This is a genomic window from Acinetobacter sedimenti (assembly GCF_022601685.1).
In the GTDB taxonomy this organism is placed as follows: domain Bacteria; phylum Pseudomonadota; class Gammaproteobacteria; order Pseudomonadales; family Moraxellaceae; genus Acinetobacter; species Acinetobacter sedimenti.
Genome location: NZ_JAKUML010000004.1, coordinates 169,373 through 191,606 on the forward strand (window position 1 = coordinate 169,373; position 22,234 = coordinate 191,606).

Below are 22,234 nucleotides of genomic sequence, written 5' to 3' on the forward strand. Positions count from 1 at the left end.
TGAATTTTTTATAATGAATCACTGCTTGACCATATTTAATATTTTATATTCTGATAAATTTAAAAGTAATTGAAGCCCAGTGAATTGTCGAGCGATTTATTTAAAACTGTTTAGAAAAAAACTGACCCATTTGCATAGATCAGTTTTTATAAATTTCTATCAAGATCAACGATTATTCTGCGTTAAACCATGCACCATCACGCATATGCAAAATTCGATCTGCGGACTGGGCAAGCGATTCATCATGCGTCACGATCAACATCGCCATTTGACGATCTGTCTGCAATTCTTTCAGCAAACTAAAAATGCCTTGTGCCGTTTGACGATCAAGATTCCCTGTTGGCTCATCGGCAAGAATCAGATCAGGATCAGTCACCAATGCACGAGCGAGTGCCACACGCTGACGTTCGCCACCTGATAGCTCACCTGGTTTATGTTCCATACGGTGGCTTAAACCGACTTGCTCAAGTAGCTTTTCTGCTTTCTTTTTTACTTCAAGAAAAGTCGTGCCCTGACGAAGCATCAATGGCATACAGACATTTTCTAAGGCATTAAACTCAGGCAAAAGATGATGAAACTGATAAACAAAACCTAAATGCAGGTTGCGTTGATGTCCACGTTCTGATTCTTTTAAGGTATCAAAGCGTTGTCCTTTGAGGAAAATTTCACCTTGCGTTGGCGTATCCAAACCGCCGAGTACATGCAGTAGCGTACTTTTACCCGAACCACTTGTACCGATGACGGAAACGAATTCACCTTGTTGTACGGATAAGTCTAAGCCACGTAGTACATCAACTTGATTACGCCCATCATCAAAACGACGATGTACATTTTTTGCTTCAAGGACAATATTGCTTTGGCTGTTCATCGCTTGACGCTTTTCATTAGTCATATTTTCATTACTCATAACGTAGCGCCTCCGCAGGTTGTGTCTTGGCTGCACGCAAAGCAGGATAGATCGTTGCAAGGAAGCTGAGTAGCAAAGACAACACCACAATCACTGTCACATCACGCCATAGCAGCTCTGACGGTAAATAATTAATCACATAAGCAGCGAGTGGATTCAATCCTAAAGCATTGGTCACCCAGCTAAATACTGAGCTAATCGACAATGCAACGGTGACACCGAGTATCGTCCCGAAGAATGTGCCGATCACACCAATGACGGTGCCATGCACAATAAAGATTTTGGTAATGGTCGATGGCGTTGCGCCCAATGTCCGTAAAATCGCAATATCAGCTTGTTTATCAGCGACGATCAGCACCAGTGACGATACGATGTTAAATGCAGCAACCAGTACGATGAGGAAAAGTAATAATCCAATCATGAATTTTTCCATTTGGATCGCACTAAACAAACTACCGTGTGTATAACTCCAATCCGAACCATAGAAATGTGGAGGAAGTTGACTTAACGCTTGATCAACCACATCAGGTGCAGCGAATACATCATCAAGCTTCATTCGTACACTTTGTGCACCTTGAGGCAGTCGAAGTAAAGTTGCCGCATCATTCAATGCAATATAACCAACTAAGCCATCAACATCTGCACCCACACTAAAAATACCGACTAAGGTAAAGCGCTTAAAACGAGGCACAACACCCGCTGGTGATGGTGTCGCTTCAGGCAGAATCAAAGTGATTTTGTCATTGACACGTAGTCCAAGCGCATCGGTGAGGCTCTTACCCAAAATGATGCCGTATTCACCTTGTTGCAGGTTATCCAGTGAACCTTGCACCATGTTGTCTTGGATAATGGATACACGTGGTTCATATTTTGGGTCAATCCCATTCACCACAAGCCCTGTCACCTGTCCCTGCGAGGTGATCATCCCTTGCAACTGAGTAAATGGCGCAGCACCTTGTACATGCTCAATGTTTTCTACGACAGGTAATATATTTTGCCAGTCAGTAATGATATGATTTGAAGACACGGTCGCCTGTGGCACCATACCAAGGACACGGTTTTTAATTTCATTTTGGAATCCGTTCATCACTGATAAGACAATGATGAGTACCGCAACACCGAGCATCATGCCAATCATAGAAGATAAAGCATGAAAAGAGATAAAACGATTACTACGACGCGCTCGCGTATAGCGTAAGCCTATATAAAAAGCGATCGGTTTATACATACGATCAAATCCGAGGAAGTAAAAAATGGTTCAAACTCAGCACTCAGCTCCCCACGGCGAACGTCGCGAAAGCTCACGAGCTGATGCATTATTGAGATTTAATTATCAGGAGATCAGCCAAGAACAAGCAGAACTTGATCCCTACAATCCAGAATTTATGATACCACGATATTTTCTTTTACTTTCAGAACTTGCACAAATTGACAGCGTGCTTGAGTGGGAAATTGACGCAATTAAAACAGAACATCCGGGATTTGGACATATTTTCAGTCTGCTCAATCAAAAAATCGATTTGATCAATAACAGCACTTTCGATTCTCTTAAAGGCATGTTGCCTAGTCCAGAACGTATCAATATCTCAGAAAGTGGCTTGTCATTCTTTACCAAATCAGCGATGCAAAATGACAGCTACATCCACCTCACCTTTATGGATACCGAAAACAACTTCCAAGTCGCTGCCACTGCACACGTGGTCTACACCCTTGAGGGTGACGATGGCAAATATCGTATTGGTGCGCACTTTGTCAATCTACATGATGAAGATCGTGAAAAATTGGCGACCTGTGTAGAGCGCATCCACAACGAAGAACATGAAGACGCTGACTATGCTGAAAGCGAGAATTAAATTAGGCTAAAAAGATGATAAGTTCAACGTATGCGCTCACGGAGCATACGTTGAATATCATGATAAAAATAAATCAATAAGCCAATAAAAATCAGAATGATGCCTAAATAGACCTGCATCGACAAATACTCTTGATTGAGCACCGCACCCAAAATCAACGCAATAATTGGTGTCATCACCGTAGTCAATGACAGCGTGGTCGCCGAGATATTTTGAATCAATTTAAAATAGCAAAACATTGCCACAATTGAAGCTACTACAGCCGTAAACAGTAGTGCTGAAATCGATTTCAGCGATGGCATCGTCGTTGGCACTTGATCCCAAATAAATGGGATAAAACCAATCGCAATAATGGTTGAGAAAATAATCGAACCTGAAGCCTGTGCAAATGGTGTGACTGATGCATTAATTTGCTTGACGAAATACATGGAAAAACAATAAATCGTCACACTCGCCAACACCAAGAAAATCCCAATCACATTGAAGTGCATACTCTCTTGCGCAAGCAAACACATGCTACTTAGCCCTGCGAGCGCCACAAACATCCCTAACCACTGCAAAGCTCGGAGCTGTACAGAAAACCAAATTGCACCGACCAGACCAGTAATCACAGGTGCCATGCCAAATACCATCGCAATAATACTTGAAGACAAATGCGCTGTAGCAAGATAGGTAAACGTCTGCGATACAATCAGACTCAGGCTTCCTGCGAGATAGCTCAGACAAGTCTGCCGTGTGAATGGTAGCGGAATCTTCATCAACCACACCAAGCCCAGTGTCAGCGGTAAAGCAAGGAAAAACCGCAGTACCATCGACCACATCGGTGCAATCGTATCCACACTCCAGACGATCGCAAGCGGTGTCGATGCCCAAATAAAAATAAGTGCAATGTAAGTAATCACCGCATTTTGCTTGGAGATATTCATGCTTTACTCAAGAATGTGTATTGTAGAATTTGGTCGCAGATTAAATGATTTTAAGCTTTAGTCGCCCGAATCTGTTTACGAATCGTCTGCTCTAGCGCATTGGCAAACTCACGTTTATCACGCTCATTCATCGCGGCAGGACCACCAGTTTGCACCCCTGCTCCACGTAGGCTATCCATATAATCTCGCAGATGCAAACGTGCTTTAATATTATTGACGGTAAAAATCTCACCACGTGGATGAATCGCCACACCACCTTTTTCGATTACTTGTGCCGCTAAGGGAATATCTTGCGTGACAACAATATCAGTGGCTTGCATACGCTCAACAATGGTTTGATCCGCTACATCTGCACCCGATAATACTTGCAAAGTCTTGATCCGTGTTGATCGTGGAATATTTAAGGCCTGATTCGCTACAAAGGTCACTTCAAGAGCGAAGCGATCTGATGCACGATAGATAATATCTTTAAGTACATTGGGAATGGCATCGGCGTCGATCCAAAGGTGAAATTGAGGTTCAGTAGCCATGAAAAAAATGCAGATTATCTAGAATAATCTGCATTGTAGTCATATTTCGCTGAATTTACCCTATAAAAATAGAGCGTTTTACCGTGGTTGCATCCGAATGCCGCCATCAACACGGATCGTTTCACCATTCATATAAGCATTTTCAATGATGAATTGTGCTGTTTGAGCGATTTCATCAGGTTGCCCAAGACGCTGTGGATTCAACACCGTCGCAGAAAGCGATTCAATGACTTTTTCACCCAAACTATCAAAGAGTGGTGTATGAATCAGTCCAGGCGCAATCGTATTTACACGGATACCATACTGCGCAAGATCACGAGCAATCGGCAAAGTCATGCCGACAATACCACCTTTTGACGCACTATAGGCAGCTTGACCAACCTGTCCCTCAAAAGCGGCGACCGATGCAGTATTAATAATTACCCCACGTTCACCATCGACCAATTCATTTTTTGCCATTTGCTCTGCCGCAAGGCGTAGTACATTAAATGTACCAACTAAATTAATTTGAATGACACGATTAAATTCTTCGAGTGGGAAAACGCCATTTTTACCAAGCGTTTTCACTGCACCGCCCACCCCTGCATAGTTAATACAAATATGAATCGCCCCAAAACGCGCCATGACTTGCGTAATCGCCTGCTGTACAGAAGACTCATCGGCTACATTGGTTTTGACAAATAAAACCTGATCTGAAAATTCAGATGACAGTGTTACTCCTGCAGATTCGTTAAAATCCAAAACCGCAATTTTTGCGCCCAACTGAACAAACCGCTTAACTGTTGCTAAACCCAATCCTGATGCACCACCTGTAATAATGGCTACTTTATTTTCTAAATCCATATACTTCTCACCTCGCTTACTTTGCCACATACACTAGCAGAACAAATGTGTATCCTCTTTAGCGTAAATCATCATTTCACATTGTCATTATCGTCAATAAGTTTAAGTAACATAAATTCTGTTTTACTGACAAACACTTGAAAATAATCATTTATGCCTTATAACTATATAAAATTTCATTGCATAAAAGTCGAGTCCATATGAGCCAACAGTCGAGTAACAAGCAACAACCTGAAATCATCTCTGTAAGCTGTGAGAACTTTGGCGGACATGCCGAACATTGGCGCATCTTAAGCCAACAGCCTGAAAATGAGGTCAGTGGTTGGATGCAACAAGCGCTCGATACTGCAAGCTCGCCAATGGGGCTTTGTGCGAGTGAAGATGATTTACCCAAAGATGTTTGGCTACTTCAAGGTCCACAGCAACCAATTCATCTACAACAAATCATCGCTGTAGAAAATAACCATCCTAAACACTTTATTACCGCATTTCCATCCTTCGACAGTCCGTATAAAGTCAATGCCAAAGTTGGACGTATTCTTGCTTGTCCGAATAACCATGAAGCCGTGCTTCGTCTTGAGCTTGACGATACTAGCGTAATCTATGCTTATGATGCGCTCTATGTAGTCAATCAACAACAATACGATGCCAACACCACTTATCAAGCCGAACTGTCTGCATGGGGCTATGAGCTCGAAGCTGTACCAAATAAAGAAACCATGCTCATCGAAGATCCTGCGGCGATTCGTCACCATCGTGCTTTGAATGATATTTTGGCAGATCATAATGGTGAAACACCTGACAATCTGCAAGATTTACTTGCCGCATGGCAGCCATCAAGCCCTGAAGATGAAATGCCTGTGACCCTCGATATTTCCAAAATGGTCGCTTATCTTTACGGCGAAACAATGGGTCAGGAAGATGAAGCGTGGTTTCAAGGTGATATCGTTGGGAAAAGTCATGGACGGTTTTTTGATAAATCCATCACACTTTATGATGTGGCGATCATGCGTGAAGAAAAAGCCAAACCTGTCATTTTGCGCTTAGCTGTGGCAAAAACTCAGCAAGAATTTGAAATTGGTGAATTTATTCGCGGAAACATATGGATTCAAACAAAAATATATGCTACAACTGTCACCTAAGTCTAATTACTATGCAATTACAAGGCATAACAATGAAAAGCGATGTCCAACAGCCTCAGCCGATGGAAGCCATCTCTTTATCCAGTCTAAAGGTAGACAAGTTTGCATGTCTGTTCTTCTGTTTGGGTATTGTGCTTAGCGCTTGGTTTCTACACAGTTTCATTATCTAAATAAAAAATCGGTACAATGTAATTGCAACCGATTTTTTAATGTCCATGTTTTGATAATGAACAAGCCAATCAACAGATCAACCATACTGTTGTGCAAAGCCCTGCATAAATTCAACTAAAGCTTCCACACCTACCAACGGCACCGCATTATAAATACTGGCACGCATACCGCCCACAGAACGATGTCCTGCAAGATTCAATAAATTGCGTTTTTCCGCCTCTACCAAGAAAGTTTTCTCAAGCTTTTCATCTGCCAAAGTAAATGGCACATTCATGATCGAACGATTGGCTTTGGCAATTGGATTTTGATAAAAACCACTTTGATCAATATAACCATAAAGCAGATTAGCTTTTTGCAGGTTAATTTGATGCATCGCATCTACCCCACCCTGCTCAAGTAACCATTCAAATACCAAACCTGATAGATACCAAGAATAGGTCGCTGGTGTATTCACCATTGAACCATTCTTCGCTTGATCGGCATATTTCAAGATACTTGGGATTTCTGCTTTGCTTTGATCGAGTAAATCATCACGCACGATGACGATGGTCAAGCCCGCAGGGCCAATGTTCTTTTGTGCACCTGCGTAGATCACGCCAAATTTTGATACATCGAGTGGCGCAGACAAAATACTCGAAGAATAATCACACACCAGTGGCGCATTCGCATTTGGAATGCCTGCAAACTGAATTCCGCCAATCGTTTCATTATCAGCATAATGCACATAAGCTACGTCATTTGAGAGATTCCAGGCAGATTGATCAGCGATAGCCATCTTAGCATCGACAGTAGTTACTGCATCAATGACATTGATCTCGCCATAACGCTTTGCTTCTTTGAATGCTTTCTCAGACCAAATCCCAGTATTGATATAGTCTGCTTTGCTATTTTTACCAAGCAAGTTCAGTGGGATCGCAGAAAACTGAAGTGATGCACCACCTTGCAAAAATAACACTTTATAATTCTCAGGAATCGCAAGTAATGTGCGTAAATCTGCTTCTGCCTTTTCTGCCACAGCCACAAAATCATCGCTACGGTGGCTCATTTCCATGATTGACAATCCTTTGCCCTGCCAATTGGTCAACTCTTGCTGTGCTTTTTCTAAAACAGCAGTAGGTAATGCAGCTGGACCTGCACAGAAATTATAGGCACGCATGGGATGTCCTCATAAAATGGGCGAAAAAATAGATGCCTATTTAAGCATAAAGGCAAATCATAAAAAAGAAGACGAAGTGCAAAGAAGGTCTTTTGGATAATCGCTTATTTCAATTAATTGATTGACTTTAATCAAACTAAACACTCAATTTTTATTTTCATAAAAAATAGAGTGAAGAAAATCTGTAAACGCTCTGTTATTTTTATGGCTAATGTTTGATCTATTTTTCATAATTCCTGACAAATTATTTTGCATTTTTGCGTTCGTCATTACGAAGAACTGACAATCTCCATTGTAATGTTATCTTATAACTAGAATTTGTCACCAAACTGTAAACCCTATTCATCATTTCTACATTTTTTACTAGCATGGCTTCCGTACCTTGCATTGATGCCTAATGCAGTACGATTTATTCCATTGCACATTAGAGTGAGCAAGTTTGAGCACTTACATACTTCGATGACTTTGGACATTTTGTTGTAAATTTTTAAAAGGATGTCTATTATGAAACTGATTAAAACATTATTGATCACAGGTTTAACAACGCTTTCTATCTCAGCTTTTGCTGGTGAAACGATTGAGCAAGCACCTGCAACTACACCTGAAGCACAGCTCAACGTACAAGCCGATGCGCAAGCACCTCAAGATGCAACTATCGTATCTACACAAGATGCTTTAGCTCAAGGTACTGCACCAACTGAAGAACAATTGAATCAAGCTGCTGCTGATGTAAAAGCATCGGATAAAACCGGTGACAAAGTTGCTCTAGAAGAAGAGCAAGACAAAAAAGATAAGCAATAAGCTGAAAGTGCTTGTCATTAAGAGTTCATCTTTTTTAAGAGCCCATCTTAAATACTAGCATTTAAAACTTGTCTTAAAACTTTGTTGGGATTGAGATCATCTTTTAATGATCTCAATCTTTGTATTCTCTTATACAAAAAAATGAATCAAAAAATCATTTCAAAATATATGAATTTCGTCACACATTTATGATTTCAGCTCAATCTCACGCTATGTTTAGCAAGCTAGATAACAAGTGCATAAAAAGTAGCGAATAAACCAACCACCTTAATAATGCAAATAGTTAAATTCATAGCGACAATCTATTATTGATCCAAGTTTAAAAGGACACCTCATGAAACTCTTAAAAGCACTTCTTATGACTAGCCTATTCGCTTTCACTACAACGACTTTTGCAGATGATACTTCTGAAGCAACAGAAGCGACTAGCAAATCTAAAGTACAAGTTGAAATTTTTGACGTTGAGGTTGAACCTGTTGAGCAAATCAATGATGAACCAACAGCAGATCATGAACCTGTCGCAGATGAAACACAGCCTATTTATGGCAACCCAGAAGATATATTGACTGAATAAACGCTTTAGAAATAAAAAGCTGAAAATTAAAAATGAGACCTTTGCGGGTCTCATTTTATTTTGCGCTTTTAAATATAGTTATCAAAATCTGATCGAAGTGAGCCGATAAGCCGGGTTCTGTCGTGAACGATCATTCCTCTAGGCGCACAATCACTCATACGCTCCAGCAACCTACCCGAATCCAGCGCGGGTCACGCCTCAGGATTCCTATTTGGTCTTGCTTCAGGTGGGGTTTACCTTGCCATGCACTGTTACCAGCCATGCGGTGCGCTCTTACCGCACCCTTTCACCCTTACCAAATCCCTTACGAGATATGGCGGTCTACTCTCTGCTGCACTTGCCGTCGGCTCACGCCGCCCAGACGTTATCTGGCACCTTACCCTTTGAAGCCCGGACTTTCCTCCCCTACTTCAGTCACGAAGACCTCCGTAGCAGCGATCGTCTGGCTCACTTCGGCGCACATCTTAGCAAAAAACCAAGCAAAAAACTCGGAGAAAAAATATTTTTTGCATCAACTATTTTTCATATCAACTTTTTGCATCGATGATGCGTTGATACTTCTCGAGCAGTTGTTGTTCTGTTTCGATATGCCGTTCATCTTTTGGAATACAGCTGACGGGACAGAGTAATGCGCACTGTGGCGTATCATAATGCCCAACGCATTCGGTACACAGCGCAGGATCAATTTCATAAATGTCCTCGCCCATATAGATCGCTTCATTCGGGCACGCAGGCTCACAGACATCGCAATTGATGCATTCATCTGTGATCGTTAACGCCATAATGGTTCCCTTAAAATAAGTTTAGTTTGCATCGCTAAATACAATTGTCAGTTCAAAGTGCTGTAACGAACTACCAACCTTGTTGATGCTTACGCTCAAACGCCTCTGTCACCACTTTTGGTACAAACTTGCCAACATCACCATTCAATCGAGCAATCTCACGCACCAAAGTCGAAGAAATAAAAGAATACTGCTCCGATGGTGTCAAAAAGACGGATTCAAAATTGCTATCCAACTGACGATTCATATTTGCCAATTGAAATTCATATTCAAAGTCAGAAATCGCACGCAAGCCACGCAGTACAGCCGTTGCTTTTTGTTCTTGGAAAAAATTTACCAACAATCCATCAAAACCGACAAATTCAACATTATCCAAATGGCTCAGTGAGCTTTTAGCAAAAGCAACCCGTTCTTCTAAGCTAAATACAGGATTCTTATGATGCCCGATCGCAATCGCCACCACCACTTCATCAAACATTTTGGATGCTCTCGTCACCAAATCAATATGTCCATTGGTAATTGGATCAAAAGTCCCTGGATAAATAATACGTGTTTTTGTCATGCGATTCTGTGTCATGCTTAGTGTGCCTTGTTCATCACTGTGGCGAATGAAATACTGTGATCATTAAATCAAGCTTTATTCTAGCAAAAACTTGATTTTTTAGCTAAAGTCACCATTGAAAAACAACGCTAAAATAATCAACCATTGTTTATGAGATGGTTTGTTGTTGGTTTTATAAATATTCTGGAAAAATTGATTTATGGCAAATGCAAAAGTCGTCAAAAAAAATAACGCTGGCACCATCGCACAGAACAAACGTGCACGCCATGATTATTTTATTGAAGAAAAATTTGAAGCAGGTTTGTCATTGCAAGGCTGGGAAGTCAAATCTTTACGTGCTGGGCGGATGAGCTTGGTGGAAAGCTATATTACCTTTAAAAATAACGAAGCGTTTTTATTTGGTGCACAAATCCAACCACTACTCTCTGCATCAACGCATGTGGTCGCAGAAGCAACCCGTACACGTAAACTTCTGCTTTCTCGCCGTGAGTTAGATAAGTTACTTGGCGCAGTCAATCAAAAAGGTTATACCTGCGTGCCATTGGCATGTTACTGGAAAGGTCATTTGGCAAAATTAGAAATCGCCTTAGTAAAAGGTAAACAGTTACACGACAAACGCCAAACTGAGAAAGACCGTGATTGGCAACGTGATAAAGCACGCATCTTTCATCAATAATTTTGCGTTGCAAAACTCACAATTTAATAGGTTTTTTTAGTCTCAAATTGAAGCTAAGGTTAGCTTCAATTTCACATCTGTAATAATGTAGTTGATGTAATTTAACTTCAATACAAGGCAACCGAACGATGGTGTACATTCAGTACATCGAGTGAGGTTAACGCAGTAGTGAATTAAATTACTTCGACGACTCAAAATTCGGCTTATAGTCAAAGCCACTATCCATCACCCGATCTTGAAACGGCTTTAACGGCTTTTTGTTTAAGCTCATGCTATTCACGACATTATTCGGGAAAATCTGAATGCTGTTATTGAAGTGCTCAACATTGCGGTTAAAAATACTAATCGCTGCGCCGACATTTTCATTCTGATCGGTGATTTCGTGCATCAGTTTTTGATAAATCTCATTGGCTTTGAGCTCAGGGTAAGCCTCAACTTGTACATGAATGCCTTTCAGCAATTGTGAAGTTTGCTGTTCGATTTGCTCAAGCTTTGCCACATCTTGGGTATTTTGATTGAGGTTTAAAATATTCTGACGCAATGCGCTGATTTGCGTCATCGTGCTTTGTTCAAAATCACCATAACGATCAATCAATGGTTGCAAATCATCTAGGATTTTAACTTTTTGACGTTCAAAACTCGCCACATCAGACCACGCACGTTTTGCCGCATTTTCATTTTTGACGATATTGTTGCGAATCACGATAAAGAAGAAAATGAATGCAAATATTATGCTGAAAAATATAATCCAACCCATAACTTAGTCCCCTGAAGCGTTCGTTCATTTTCAAACGGTTTAAATCTTTTTATTTCTCCAAAGGTCAACACATCATATCGGCAAACCTTCGATTGCTCTAATTGTAATCTATTTTTAGCTAAAATCCATGACAAGCCTTGATGATTTTGCAGATGATTACATGGTTATTTACTTCTAAATTCATGACATTAAAAAAAATCAAACATCACTAACAGACCCTAATAAAATTCAATGTTTTTGTCTTCTTTTATAAAAACACGCTCATCCATAAAACTTCGAATAATCGCCTGTAGGCTTTTTTGCATACGCTCATAATGTGGTGCTTTTAAAGTGCGCAGATGCCCACGAAGCTGTGAAATATCATCAATCGACTTAGATCGTGCACGTGTCTGGAAAATATCTTGCGTGCTGATATAGCAAAAAGCCTGCATCTGATCGTGAAACATCAATGTACCACGCATATGATCAAGCTGACTGGCTAAAGTGAGAATACGACTTGGCGTTAAATTCTTCGCGAGTTCAAACTCTTGCTGCCCATAGAGATGAAAGTCCCGATTGAACTGCGCATCGCTACTCGTCCAAGAGATCGGATATCGTTCATATTTTTGTCGCTCATTACTTACGCAAAATGCCAAATTTGGCATATCAAATACACATGCGCCCCAAAAGTTTTTTCTAATCTCTTTGGTAATGGGCTCGCCTTTACTTGTTGGAATTTCAACTTCAGTCACAGCCACATATTGGAATAGTAACACTGGAAAATCGTGACCTTGAACTTGCCACGATGTCGCTGCAAAATCCACAATTTCATTACCCGCATTACCCTGATTTAGACTTGCAAAGCCTTGTCGAACCCGAGCCAACATATAGTTTGGATTCATGCCTGCTTGGGTGTTAAAATTTGGGAAATGGGCAAACCGTACATCATATTGATATTGAAAAGTGAGTGTTTCTAAGGATTTGATCACGCCTTCCACATTACTCTGATGCTCTATGGACAAATAAGCAAAACATGCCACCGCAATGCTCAACAACCACACTGTAATCAATAAGGCACCGTGATTGTACAAAAATATTGACGTAAATAAGATGCTTCCTGCACAACACAATAATAAGAAATAACTGAATAAATTGTTGTAACGCAGATTGGTCGATACCCGCCAAGGATGTAGACCATCCAAAATCGCCTGTTTGGATTTGGCAGTGTTGTAAAGATCAATAAGTTTCTCAATATTATAGGCGACTTTCTGATTCATCCGTTGATGAAAGTGCCAACGCTCATAGATTTTATTGACTGGCATGACGATCCCAATTGTTATTCAGTTATTTAAATTTATGCTGACTTTATCGCACTTAATTTATCGATTAACATCGCATCACCATAACTAAAGAAACGATACTTTTCCGCTACCGCATGTGCATACGCAGATAAAATATGTTCACGACTCGATAGTGCAGAGACCAACATCAATAAGGTCGATTCTGGTAAATGAAAATTGGTAATTAAACGATCAACTACCTTAAACGCAAAGCCTGGATAAATAAAAATTTGTGTATCGCCAGACCACGCTTTCAACTCACCACCATGTGCCGATGCCGCACTTTCTAGGGCACGTGTTGCGGTTGTTCCGACTGCAACCACTTGATTACCTCGTGCTTTGGCTGCTCGGATTTTTTCTACTGTCTGCTCAGGCACTTCGCACCATTCAGCATGCATGACATGCGTTTCGACTTTTTCCACCCGTACAGGTAAAAATGTCCCTGCACCAACGTGTAACGTAACAAAATGATATTCAATGCCTTTGGCTTTTAATTTTTCTAACATCGCTTCATCAAAGTGTAAACTTGCCGTCGGTGCTGCAACACTGGCAAGTTTATCAGGATCATGAAATACCGTTTGATAACGCTCACGATCGATCTCTTCTGCCTCACGGTTAAAATAAGGCGGAATCGGAAGCTGTCCATATTGTTCTAAGATCGGCAAGATGGGCTGTGAAAACTCAACAATAAATAAATTCTCATGACGACCTTGCACTGTCGCAGGAATCGCATCTTCTCCGATGAAAATTTTTGCGCCTGCTTTTGGCGTATTACTTGCCTTGATATGACAAAATGCTGTGCGATCAGATGTTAAACGCTCTACTAAGACTTCAATCGCTCCACCCGACGCACGTTTACCTTTTAAGCGTGCCTTCATCACTTTGGTGTCATTGAGGATCAGCACATCACCTTCATTCAACAAATCCAAGATGTCAGTAAACTGATGATCATGATACTGCCCATCCTGATCAAGGTGTAATAAGCGGGAAGCACTGCGCTCTGCCAGTGGATAATGCGCAATCAGCGCTTCAGGTAAATCATAAGAAAAATCGGACAGTTGCATAATACGTCATCGAATAAAAACTCAACTCATTATACGTGATAAACGAGGCATTGACTGGTAGTATACCAAGCATCGCTTAAATGCTATTCAAAATGATATAACAACCTCTTAAATGTACTAAAATTAATCACTCAAACATTAAAATATATTGACAGAATTTCAGAACAACGTAATATGTGCATCACTTCCTGCCTTCCCGAGGTGGTGAAATTGGTAGACGCGGTGGACTCAAAATCCACTGTCAGAGATGACGTGTCGGTTCGAGTCCGACCCTCGGGACCATAGTTCGAAAATCGTAGGAAAACAAAATTTCTAAAACCCTAAACTTAAATATGAGTTTGGGGTTTTTCTTTTGCGGATTTAAAAATTACTTTAAACCCAGCCAGACAATTTATCACTGGTTATCGTAGCGATAAGCATCTGCAAGTCGTTGTAAAAGTGCTATGATAAAACCTCTACGATTAGGTACTTTCTAATAATATTTTGCTTTATTGAGGACATGAATATGACACAAGCTATGCAAAATCCTGTTGGCTTTGCAGGACAAATCTCTGCTGAACAAATTCCTCAAGTCGTCGAAAAAGGCTTTCGCTCTGTAATCAATAACCGCCCAGATATGGAAGGTGGTGCAGAACAACCAACAAGCGCACAGATCGAAGAAGCTGCTCGTACAGCAGGTTTAGATTATGTCTATCAACCTATTATTGCAGGTCAGATCACTGAGTTTGATGTCCGTACTTTTGCCAATCATTATAATGAGCTACCAAAACCGATTTTGATGTTTTGCCGTACGGGCAACCGCTCCAACAACTTGTATCAACTTGCTAAACAAATGGACTTATTAGACGATTAAGTGGGTTCGATTTTCCTTTAATAATAATCCATTACAAGATATACACGACTTTTAGCTATTCTTTTCGACATAAATTTTGAATCATGGTTCTTTTCATTTGGATCAGAATCATGAGAACTTTATTAATTTTATGTTGTCTTTTGAGTATTACCGCCTGCTCGTCAATGCAAGTTCGCCCGACTGCGTCGGTCAGTGTTGGTGCGGGGCTTTGAATTTTTAATTTAGCAACAAAAAAAACAGCACCGTAGTGCTGTTTTTTTAAAAATTACATAACTTAAGGAATGCTAACATCCAATTTCGTTACTTTCCCATTAGGCGCTGTTACAGTAATTACTGCTGTATCTCCTCTTGCACATTCTTTGAATGCATAACGATAATAGACTTGTGATGTCCCCTTAAAACCGCTTGGAGTTAGAAAATTAAATAACCCCAATAATTCACTACCTTCTCGATGTTCAATACTACAACTTAGCTCATTATCTTTTGTATTATCTGTGGCAGAACCAGATACTGTTGTACCTGTAGGCATTGGTACTGACAATTCACTATTACCATACATATAAAAAGTTAAAGCGCTGTCATCTATATCCACTTCATCAAATGTCGGCGTATCTTCCGAAAATGAAACTACCATCTGGTGACGAAGCACAGCATCTAGATTCTGGTCGCATGTATCCGCAATATTAGGTTGAGTAAAAACTGTAGATGATAGTGCTGGTGTACAAGCCCCTGTAGAACCTCTTCGATAAACAAACTCACCTTTGTCAAAGGTACGATTCTCATTATCATCACGATATAAGTCACCAATATTATTGATGAGTGTATCCTCTGATGTAAAGCTATTACTACCATCATTATCACTATATGCTTTATCACCTTCTACATACGCTAACAAACTCACACGATTATCAATTGGACGCGGATTTTGTGTTGATAAAATAACAGAGCATTGGCCATTTGTGGTCGCACAGCTTGGCGTGATGCTACCACCTTCTGTTACAAAACTAACCACCGTCCCATTTGGTACTGGGTTACCCACTCTATCCGCCAGTCTAGCAACTACAGTAGCTGTATCACCATCAACATCATTTTGTAATGCATTTTTGGACATTGATAAGCTCAAACCACTTTGATAAGCACGTCCAGTTGCAACAGCGACATTTTTTGATAGCACAGTTACGTTTGTATTTGCTACTAAAGAAGCCTTGACCTCTACTGGACCTGGCAATGTTCCAGGATACAAATCAACTGTAACTCTACCATTTGTATCACTCGTCAATTCAAGAGTTTTTAACTGTGAGTCAGAGTCCAATGATAAATCTGATGGTCCCTTCACAATCTCAATACTCACTTTTTGATTAGACGCCTCATTTCCATTCGCATAAACAGTAAACTCAATTTGACCTGAAGCCGCTGAACCACTATTTTTAGTGACTAAATTCACTGCATCTGCTGTTGTATATACCAAGGCATTTGCCGTAATAGCAGCGATGTTTACTGAAACATTTTTTGTATCAGTACCATCACTTGTCGTTGCAGTAATTGTTTGTGCTCCTTCACACAAAGAACCGCTTGCACTTACTGCATTATATGTAGTTGTTACATCACCTTGATTCGAAGACACTACCGAATCAGTATCAAAGGATCCACAACTTGTAGAAAAATTGACAGTAATATTGTTTTGATTTGCACCGCTACTCGCATCCTGAGTCTTCATTGTAATATTAGTCGACCCGCCAGATTTCAAACTTGTGGAAACAGCCGTCATATTTGCTATTGTGATGTTTGCAGCTTGCAATGTTAGATAATATGGCGAACTATTTGCTGTTAAACTATCCAAGCTCGCTGTTGCTGAAATCGCATAGCTACCTGTATCAGTCGAGTCAGCAGGGCGGATTGAAATACTCGCCTCACCATCTGCATTTGACAATACTGATCCGTTAGAAGTTCCAAATGTAACGCCATCACCTGAAAAGGTCACTAAGGCACCACCTACTGGACTCCCAGAAGCATCTGTCACCTTTACCTTAGCAGTCACACCAGCTGTACTCACTGTCTGAGTAGCGATACCATCCTGATTAAAAACTTGAATTGTGGAAACATTTAATTCCGCAGTAGATGTTTCACCGCCTGTATCTGTACCAGAGCCATTTGATGAGCCGTTGTTATTATAATAACCATCACTTCCACCACCACCACAAGCAGAAAGCGAAATAGCTAATGCTAATGCTGTAATTTTGAATAAATTATTGTTTAACATCGAGTACCCCATAAAATCCATGTTATTAATCTGCATATTCAGATATTTGTGACTTCTACCAAACTTAGAAATGCCGTTTAGATTTGGCTAATTTCTGTGATTAAATGTAATTAAACTATGTTTCCATGCAAAAATCTAGTAAAGATACATTTAATTTAATCGGTTAAAATATCAATTATTTTATTATATTTAAATTATGCACAACCTCATTATCATCGGCGCTGGCACAGCAGGAATGAGTGCCTACAAAGAAGCCCTCAAACATACACATAACATCCGCCTGATTAATGACGGTGCATGGGATACTACATGTGCTCGTGTCGGCTGTATGCCGAGTAAGATTTTGGTTTCAACAGCAAATCGATTGCACAATGCCAATCATGCAGATCGAGTCGGGCTAAATCTACAAATCGAATCCGATACCAGTCGAGTCATGACACACGTACAGGCACTTCGTGATCGTTTTACTCGCTCGGTGATTCGAGATGTAGACTCATGGAATCCTGAACATAAAATTTCAGGGCAAGCCAAATTCATTAATGCCAATACCATTAAAGTGAATGGTGAACAATTACAAGCCAAGGCTTTTATTCTAGCCGTCGGGTCGACACCCCGCTTTGATCAAGACGATCAAAAAGCATTGGGCGATCGATTGATTAGCTCCGATGATATTTTCGAATTGCCCGATTTGCCTAAGCGACTGGCGGTGATTGGTAGTGGTGCGATTGCGATTGAGCTGTCGCAAGCCATGCACAATCTCGGTGTCGAAGTCACTACATTTGCGCGTAGTCGCCATGTGGGGATTCTGTCTTCTGACAATTTGCAAAATATTGCCCAAGCACACATCAGTCAAAATCTAAATATCTTATTTGAAACGCTACCCACGTCGGTGTCACTTGATGGTGATGAAGTGGTGATCGACTATCAAGATCAGCAAGGACAACCTCAAACGATTCGGATAGATTATGTTTTGAGTGCAATTGGTCGAAATTCTTTACTCAGCACTTTAGATTTGCACAAAGTCGATGCGAGTTTTACCGATGTAAAAAAACTGCCAATCCATGACGATACCAAGCAGCTTGGCGATTATCCAATGTTCGTAGTCGGCGATGCGTTTAGCAAAAACCCAATTCAACACATTGCCTCTTTCACTGGCAAGCATGTCGTTTCAAATGCGTTAAATTATCCCCAAGTCGAAGCTCTACCAAAATTATCGCCATTAGCAATTGTGTTTAGCAATCCGCAAATGGCGATTGCAGGTCAGTCGAAAAAGGAATTGGAACGGAAAAATATTGACTTTATTACAGGTTTTCAGTCTTTCGAGAATCAAGGGCGGGCTCGCACTTTAGGTAAAAATTTCGGCGGTATCGAAGTGTATATTGAGAGATCTTCACAGCGTTTACTCGGCGCGGAACTCTTTATGGATTCCGCAGAACATCTTGCACATATGTTGTCATGGATGATTGCCGAGCAAGTGACATTAGAAGATATACTTGATTGTCCATACTATCATCCAACTTTGGAGGAAGGTTTACGTTCTGCGTTAAAACATGCACGACGACAATTCCGTGAGCTTGGTTAATTTTATGCATTTTCAAGCTCGAAAACACGTTGATCTGTGCTATGTTAATCAACTCATGGATTGATCTATTTTATTGTGCAGATGATGTTTTCACCAATTTTTAAAGTTTTTTGTATTGTCAGTTTGATCACAATTTTTGCCACAGGCTGTAGTACGCTTCGTGGCAATGCACAACAAAAAAGTCAAAAATTAGCTCAAGGCATTCAGCGTGCCTATGCCATCAATCCCAGTACGGCACAGCGCATTTCACCTTATATTATCGAGGGTTCGGAAAAGTACGATATCGATCCAATCCTCATCGCAGCCGTCATCAAACAAGAGTCCAACTATCGGGGCAATGCGCGCTCACCAAGTGGTGCAGTCGGTTTAATGCAAGTCATTCCAAGCTATTGGCGGTCGATTTGTGGTAGCAACTTGTATGACGAACGCACTAATGTACTTTGTGGTAGTCACATTTTAGCGGATTATCATGACAAAGCGGGAAGCTGGAAAAAAGCCACAGCATATTATAATGTTGGACCTGCGGGCTATGAGCGAAGCTTTTGGACACGTTGGAAAGTGCGCAAATATGTCAAATCAGTCAAAAGCTTTGAAAAAAAACTTAAGGACGAACTGTGAGTTTAGAACAATCTCTGCTGAGATTGTTCTAAGGAAAGTAATTTCTGTTTATTGCCTAGCCCGCCTGCAAATCCCGTCAGACTGCCATTTGCGCCAATTACTCGATGACACGGTGCGATAATCGAGATGGGATTTTTACCGTTGGCTGCACCAACCGCGCGCACCGCTTTCGGATTATTTAGCGACTGTGCAATCTGTAAATAACTTCGTGTTTCACCAAAGGGAATTTTTAGTAATTCTGCCCAGACGGATTTTTGAAAATCCGTACCATAAAACTCTAGTGGCACATTAAACTGCTGACGCTCACCGTGAAAATATTCGTGTAATTGTTGTGCTGTGAGTTTTAAGATCGGATGATTTGGCTCGTGTTGCATTTCACCAAGCAACACTCGATTAGGTTTGTCCGCTTCCCATAATACTGCGACCAGAGCGCTGTCATTGGCAATCAGCTTGAGCTGTCCAACAGGTGATTCTATCCATTGATAAGACAATTTTGGAAGCGGTGTGAGCATTTCTGATATTCTATTTGCGATGCTTTAAAGTCTAAAGCAAAAATGCTTCAAACCTGAGGTTTGAAGCATTTTCTAAACAAATAATTTCACAAGAAGAATATCAAGCGGAATTAAAAGCGGAAACGAATCCCTGAGGTAAAATTACGCCCCTGCTGTGGAATACTCGACAGATAAGAAGCGTGGTTATAATAGGTTTGATCGAACAAGTTATTGGCTTTTAAATAGATTTGATAAGACCACGAATCACTTGGCTGTTGCTCATAGCTGATGTCGAGATTCAGCAGATGATAATCTGGTGTCCTTTCTTCAAAATCAGCGATACGATCTTGTTCAAATCCATAAATATATTCTACGCCACCATGAATGCCGTCCGCAAAATCGGCATCAAAACGCATACCTGTGCGTGTTGCAGGAATACGTGGTAAATCAGAGTTGTCCTTAAATTGGGCTTGGACATGATCTGCAAAAATCTTACCTCGATAGAGTGGGCTAAATTGATAGCTGACCTGCCCTTCCGCACCGATAAAGTCTGCATCACGTTGTTGATACTCGACCAAACGGAAGTTCTCATAGCGATCTAAAGTATTCGCATAAATATAGTCATCGACTTGGTTATAGAACGCATTCACGGCGAAACTAAGATCGCCCTCATCTTTACTCAAGCCAATCTCGATATTGTGTGATTTTTCCTTGCCTAGATTTTCATTACCGATTTCATAAGTATTGGTGGCAAGATGAACGCCATTAGCATAGAGCTCTTGTGCATTTGGCATGCGTTCGCCATAGCTATATGCAATGCTTGCAGCATATTCAGGCGCAAATTGCCACTTTGCCGATGCCGAAGCTGAATACGCAGTGTCGTCATAATCTTTTAAACCACTTTCGGTAGCATCGATCTGCTGTTGTTCTACACGTGCACCGACTTCGAAATGCACATCATTCCATTGATAATGCTCAATTAAAAATCCTGCTAAATTTTCAGTGGTGGTTTTAGGCAAAAATGCTTCATCACCGAGGGCTTGGAATTCTGAATTGCTATATTGTGCGCCAAACACACCTTCCCAACCTGCAAGTGGCACATGCACAAACTCTAAGCGTCCATCATAGCCTTTATTTTTAAAGGTTGTACTGACTTCGCCCTCTTCAATTTCGTCATGCTGATAGTCGGTGTAGCCTGCTCGTGCACGGACAGTTTCAATCCCAGCAAAGGGCTGTTGATACTCCGCACGAAAATCAACTCGTTTCGATTTCAGATCAACCCACGGTGCATCTTCATGTGCATGCTCTTCATGATCGTGGTCGTGATCATCGCCATCCTCTTCTTCATGATCGTGATCATCATGTGAGCTACAATGTAAATGCGTACCATGCGGATGACAGCTTTCATATTCATGGCTATGCCCAGGCAAAGCATATTGGTCTTTGCGCTCGCTATAGGCAACACCTGCATAGCCTCGATCACCAATCCACGATAAGCCTACCGTAGCGTTTTGACCTTCATTCCACGTGCCATCGACACGCTTTTCTTTTTCGCCATCATGCGTATAGCCTGAAACCGCATAGTCGTCCGCCTCTCGCTTATCCCCTTCTAAACGCAAAGCAAACTGCTCTCCCAAACCGATCGTGATCCCTGCTGCGCCGAGCTTTTCATTGGCAACCGTGTTTCCTCGCAAATGTACCTCACCATCCACAGCACCCTCAGGCATTTGCGTTGGAATTTTTTCATCAAGAACATTCACCACACCACCGACTGCACTACCGCCATAAAGTAAAGTCGATGGACCACGTAAGACTTCAATTTTTCGAGCCAATGCAGGATCGACCGTTGACGCATGATCAGGGGAAATTTGCGAAGCATCCATCACCTCAGATGAATCGGTCAGGACTTTGACTCGTGGCACAGTTTGCCCTCGAATCACAGGACGACTCGCCCCTGCACCAAAGTTGTCACTGTGAATACCCAACTGACCATTGAGCGCATCGCCCAAAGTCGCCGCACCTTGGCTGAGTTGCTCTTTCTCAAGAATATTACTGGTTTGAACCAAATCATTTTCATTTTGACTTAAAGGATGGGCTTGTACAGTAATCACTTGCAATTGATGGACTTGTGGTGTTGTGTCTTTTATCGCTGTGCCTTCTATAGTTGCATCTTTTGGCGTTGTCGCTTTTTGTGATTCCTGAACTGTCGTTTCGGTATCGACTGATTCTAAATAACCAACTTTTGCATGAGCAATGCTACTCAATAAAATGGCTAAAATTGCAAGACTTAAAGGTGTGTAAGCCACACGCATGATGATTCCCCAGAGTTGTTTAAATTAATTTCTGTTATGTTATAACGTATTTTTA

22 protein-coding genes, 1 tRNA gene and 1 other RNA gene are annotated in these 22,234 nt (G+C 41.0%); 9 read left to right on the forward strand and 15 right to left on the reverse strand.

From position 1 onward, the window contains the following. Positions 1–172: 172 nt before the first annotated feature. Positions 173–907, reverse strand: coding sequence for a lipoprotein-releasing ABC transporter ATP-binding protein LolD (gene lolD / locus MKI79_RS03800; protein WP_241570736.1), 735 nt, complete (start codon positions 905–907; stop codon positions 173–175). Further along, positions 900–2,135, reverse strand: a complete 1,236-nt coding sequence (locus tag MKI79_RS03805; protein WP_241570737.1) for a lipoprotein-releasing ABC transporter permease subunit — start codon at positions 2,133–2,135, stop codon at positions 900–902. Before MKI79_RS03805 ends, lolD begins: the two co-directional genes overlap by 8 nt. A 25-nt stretch (positions 2,136–2,160) precedes the next feature. Between MKI79_RS03805 and MKI79_RS03810 the strand changes: the two genes are divergently transcribed. Beyond that, positions 2,161–2,760, forward strand: coding sequence for a PilZ domain-containing protein (locus MKI79_RS03810; protein WP_241570738.1), 600 nt, complete (start codon positions 2,161–2,163; stop codon positions 2,758–2,760). 23 nt (positions 2,761–2,783) lie between these two features. Here the strand turns inward: MKI79_RS03810 and MKI79_RS03815 are convergent, their stop codons facing one another. The 3 genes from MKI79_RS03815 to MKI79_RS03825 all read right to left on the reverse strand — a co-directional run bounded on the left by MKI79_RS03815 (position 2,784) and on the right by MKI79_RS03825 (position 5,059). Then, positions 2,784–3,686 (reverse strand): DMT family transporter, encoded by a 903-nt coding sequence (locus tag MKI79_RS03815; RefSeq protein WP_241570739.1) that lies wholly within the window; start codon positions 3,684–3,686, stop codon positions 2,784–2,786. A 50-nt stretch (positions 3,687–3,736) separates the two neighbouring features. Further along, positions 3,737–4,216, reverse strand: a complete 480-nt coding sequence (locus MKI79_RS03820) for a YaiI/YqxD family protein (protein WP_241570740.1) — start codon at positions 4,214–4,216, stop codon at positions 3,737–3,739. 78 nt (positions 4,217–4,294) lie between these two features. Next, a complete protein-coding gene (locus MKI79_RS03825) occupies positions 4,295–5,059 on the reverse strand; it encodes a 3-hydroxyacyl-CoA dehydrogenase (RefSeq protein ID WP_241570741.1) in 765 nt (254 codons plus the stop codon). 200 nt (positions 5,060–5,259) lie between these two features. On the opposite strand from MKI79_RS03825, the gene MKI79_RS03830 reads away from it, so the two are divergent. Continuing rightward, positions 5,260–6,201, forward strand: coding sequence for a hypothetical protein (locus MKI79_RS03830; protein ID WP_241570742.1), 942 nt, complete (start codon positions 5,260–5,262; stop codon positions 6,199–6,201). Between the two features lie 247 nt (positions 6,202–6,448). On the opposite strand, the gene serC is transcribed toward MKI79_RS03830, so the two are convergent. Continuing rightward, positions 6,449–7,528 carry a 3-phosphoserine/phosphohydroxythreonine transaminase gene (gene serC / locus MKI79_RS03835; RefSeq protein ID WP_241570743.1) on the reverse strand — a complete coding sequence of 360 codons (1,080 nt, stop codon included), beginning with the start codon at positions 7,526–7,528 and terminating at the stop codon, positions 6,449–6,451. 504 nt (positions 7,529–8,032) lie between these two features. Here serC and MKI79_RS03840 point away from each other — a divergent pair. After that, entirely contained in the window at positions 8,033–8,329 is a 297-nt protein-coding gene (locus MKI79_RS03840) for a hypothetical protein (RefSeq protein ID WP_241570744.1), read from the forward strand. A gap of 334 nt (positions 8,330–8,663) precedes the next feature. Continuing rightward, the gene (locus tag MKI79_RS03845) at positions 8,664–8,903 is read left to right on the forward strand and encodes a hypothetical protein (protein WP_241570745.1); all 240 of its coding nucleotides are present in this window, start codon (positions 8,664–8,666) and stop codon (positions 8,901–8,903) included. A gap of 90 nt (positions 8,904–8,993) precedes the next feature. Here MKI79_RS03845 and rnpB read toward each other — a convergent pair. From rnpB to coaD, 3 genes are all read right to left on the reverse strand, one after another. Continuing rightward, positions 8,994–9,357: RNase P RNA component class A (rnpB, locus tag MKI79_RS03850), an RNA gene on the reverse strand. A 73-nt stretch (positions 9,358–9,430) separates the two neighbouring features. Next, complete coding sequence (locus MKI79_RS03855) at positions 9,431–9,685, reverse strand: YfhL family 4Fe-4S dicluster ferredoxin (RefSeq protein WP_241570746.1); 255 nt, start codon at positions 9,683–9,685, stop codon at positions 9,431–9,433. A 70-nt stretch (positions 9,686–9,755) separates the two neighbouring features. Then, complete coding sequence (coaD, locus tag MKI79_RS03860; RefSeq protein WP_241570771.1) at positions 9,756–10,247, reverse strand: pantetheine-phosphate adenylyltransferase; 492 nt, start codon at positions 10,245–10,247, stop codon at positions 9,756–9,758. A 199-nt stretch (positions 10,248–10,446) separates the two neighbouring features. Here coaD and smpB point away from each other — a divergent pair, with 199 nt between their 5' ends. Beyond that, positions 10,447–10,923, forward strand: a complete 477-nt coding sequence (smpB, locus tag MKI79_RS03865; RefSeq protein ID WP_241570747.1) for an SsrA-binding protein SmpB — start codon at positions 10,447–10,449, stop codon at positions 10,921–10,923. A gap of 178 nt (positions 10,924–11,101) precedes the next feature. Here smpB and MKI79_RS03870 read toward each other — a convergent pair whose 3' ends face one another. The 3 genes from MKI79_RS03870 to queA form a co-directional block, all read right to left on the reverse strand. After that, positions 11,102–11,680: a LemA family protein gene (locus tag MKI79_RS03870; protein ID WP_241570748.1), complete on the reverse strand. Its 579-nt coding sequence runs from the start codon at positions 11,678–11,680 to the stop codon at positions 11,102–11,104. 218 nt (positions 11,681–11,898) lie between these two features. Next, positions 11,899–12,981 (reverse strand): hypothetical protein, encoded by a 1,083-nt coding sequence (locus MKI79_RS03875; RefSeq protein ID WP_241570749.1) that lies wholly within the window; start codon positions 12,979–12,981, stop codon positions 11,899–11,901. Between the two features lie 32 nt (positions 12,982–13,013). After that, a complete protein-coding gene (queA, locus tag MKI79_RS03880; RefSeq protein WP_241570750.1) occupies positions 13,014–14,063 on the reverse strand; it encodes a tRNA preQ1(34) S-adenosylmethionine ribosyltransferase-isomerase QueA in 1,050 nt (349 codons plus the stop codon). A gap of 195 nt (positions 14,064–14,258) precedes the next feature. Between queA and MKI79_RS03885 the strand changes: the two genes are divergently transcribed. Further along, a tRNA-Leu gene (locus MKI79_RS03885) sits at positions 14,259–14,345 on the forward strand. A gap of 235 nt (positions 14,346–14,580) precedes the next feature. Continuing rightward, positions 14,581–14,916, forward strand: coding sequence for a TIGR01244 family sulfur transferase (locus MKI79_RS03890; RefSeq protein WP_241570772.1), 336 nt, complete (start codon positions 14,581–14,583; stop codon positions 14,914–14,916). A gap of 274 nt (positions 14,917–15,190) precedes the next feature. Here MKI79_RS03890 and MKI79_RS03895 read toward each other — a convergent pair whose 3' ends face one another. Further along, entirely contained in the window at positions 15,191–17,176 is a 1,986-nt protein-coding gene (locus MKI79_RS03895) for an Ig-like domain-containing protein (RefSeq protein ID WP_241570751.1), read from the reverse strand. A 196-nt stretch (positions 17,177–17,372) separates the two neighbouring features. On the opposite strand from MKI79_RS03895, the gene MKI79_RS03900 reads away from it, so the two are divergent. Together MKI79_RS03900 and MKI79_RS03905 are read left to right on the forward strand one after the other, a co-directional pair. Then, on the forward strand, positions 17,373–18,758 hold the full coding sequence (locus MKI79_RS03900; protein ID WP_241570752.1) for a dihydrolipoyl dehydrogenase: 1,386 nt from the start codon (positions 17,373–17,375) through the stop codon (positions 18,756–18,758). A gap of 81 nt (positions 18,759–18,839) precedes the next feature. Continuing rightward, the gene (locus MKI79_RS03905) at positions 18,840–19,376 is read left to right on the forward strand and encodes a lytic transglycosylase domain-containing protein (RefSeq protein ID WP_322111810.1); all 537 of its coding nucleotides are present in this window, start codon (positions 18,840–18,842) and stop codon (positions 19,374–19,376) included. A 2-nt stretch (positions 19,377–19,378) separates the two neighbouring features. On the opposite strand, the gene MKI79_RS03910 is transcribed toward MKI79_RS03905, so the two are convergent. Beyond that, positions 19,379–19,888, reverse strand: a complete 510-nt coding sequence (locus MKI79_RS03910; RefSeq protein WP_241570754.1) for a methylated-DNA--[protein]-cysteine S-methyltransferase — start codon at positions 19,886–19,888, stop codon at positions 19,379–19,381. Positions 19,889–19,998: 110 nt separating this feature from the next. After that, positions 19,999–22,179, reverse strand: coding sequence for a TonB-dependent receptor domain-containing protein (locus MKI79_RS03915; protein WP_241570755.1), 2,181 nt, complete (start codon positions 22,177–22,179; stop codon positions 19,999–20,001). Positions 22,180–22,234: the final 55 nt, after the last annotated feature.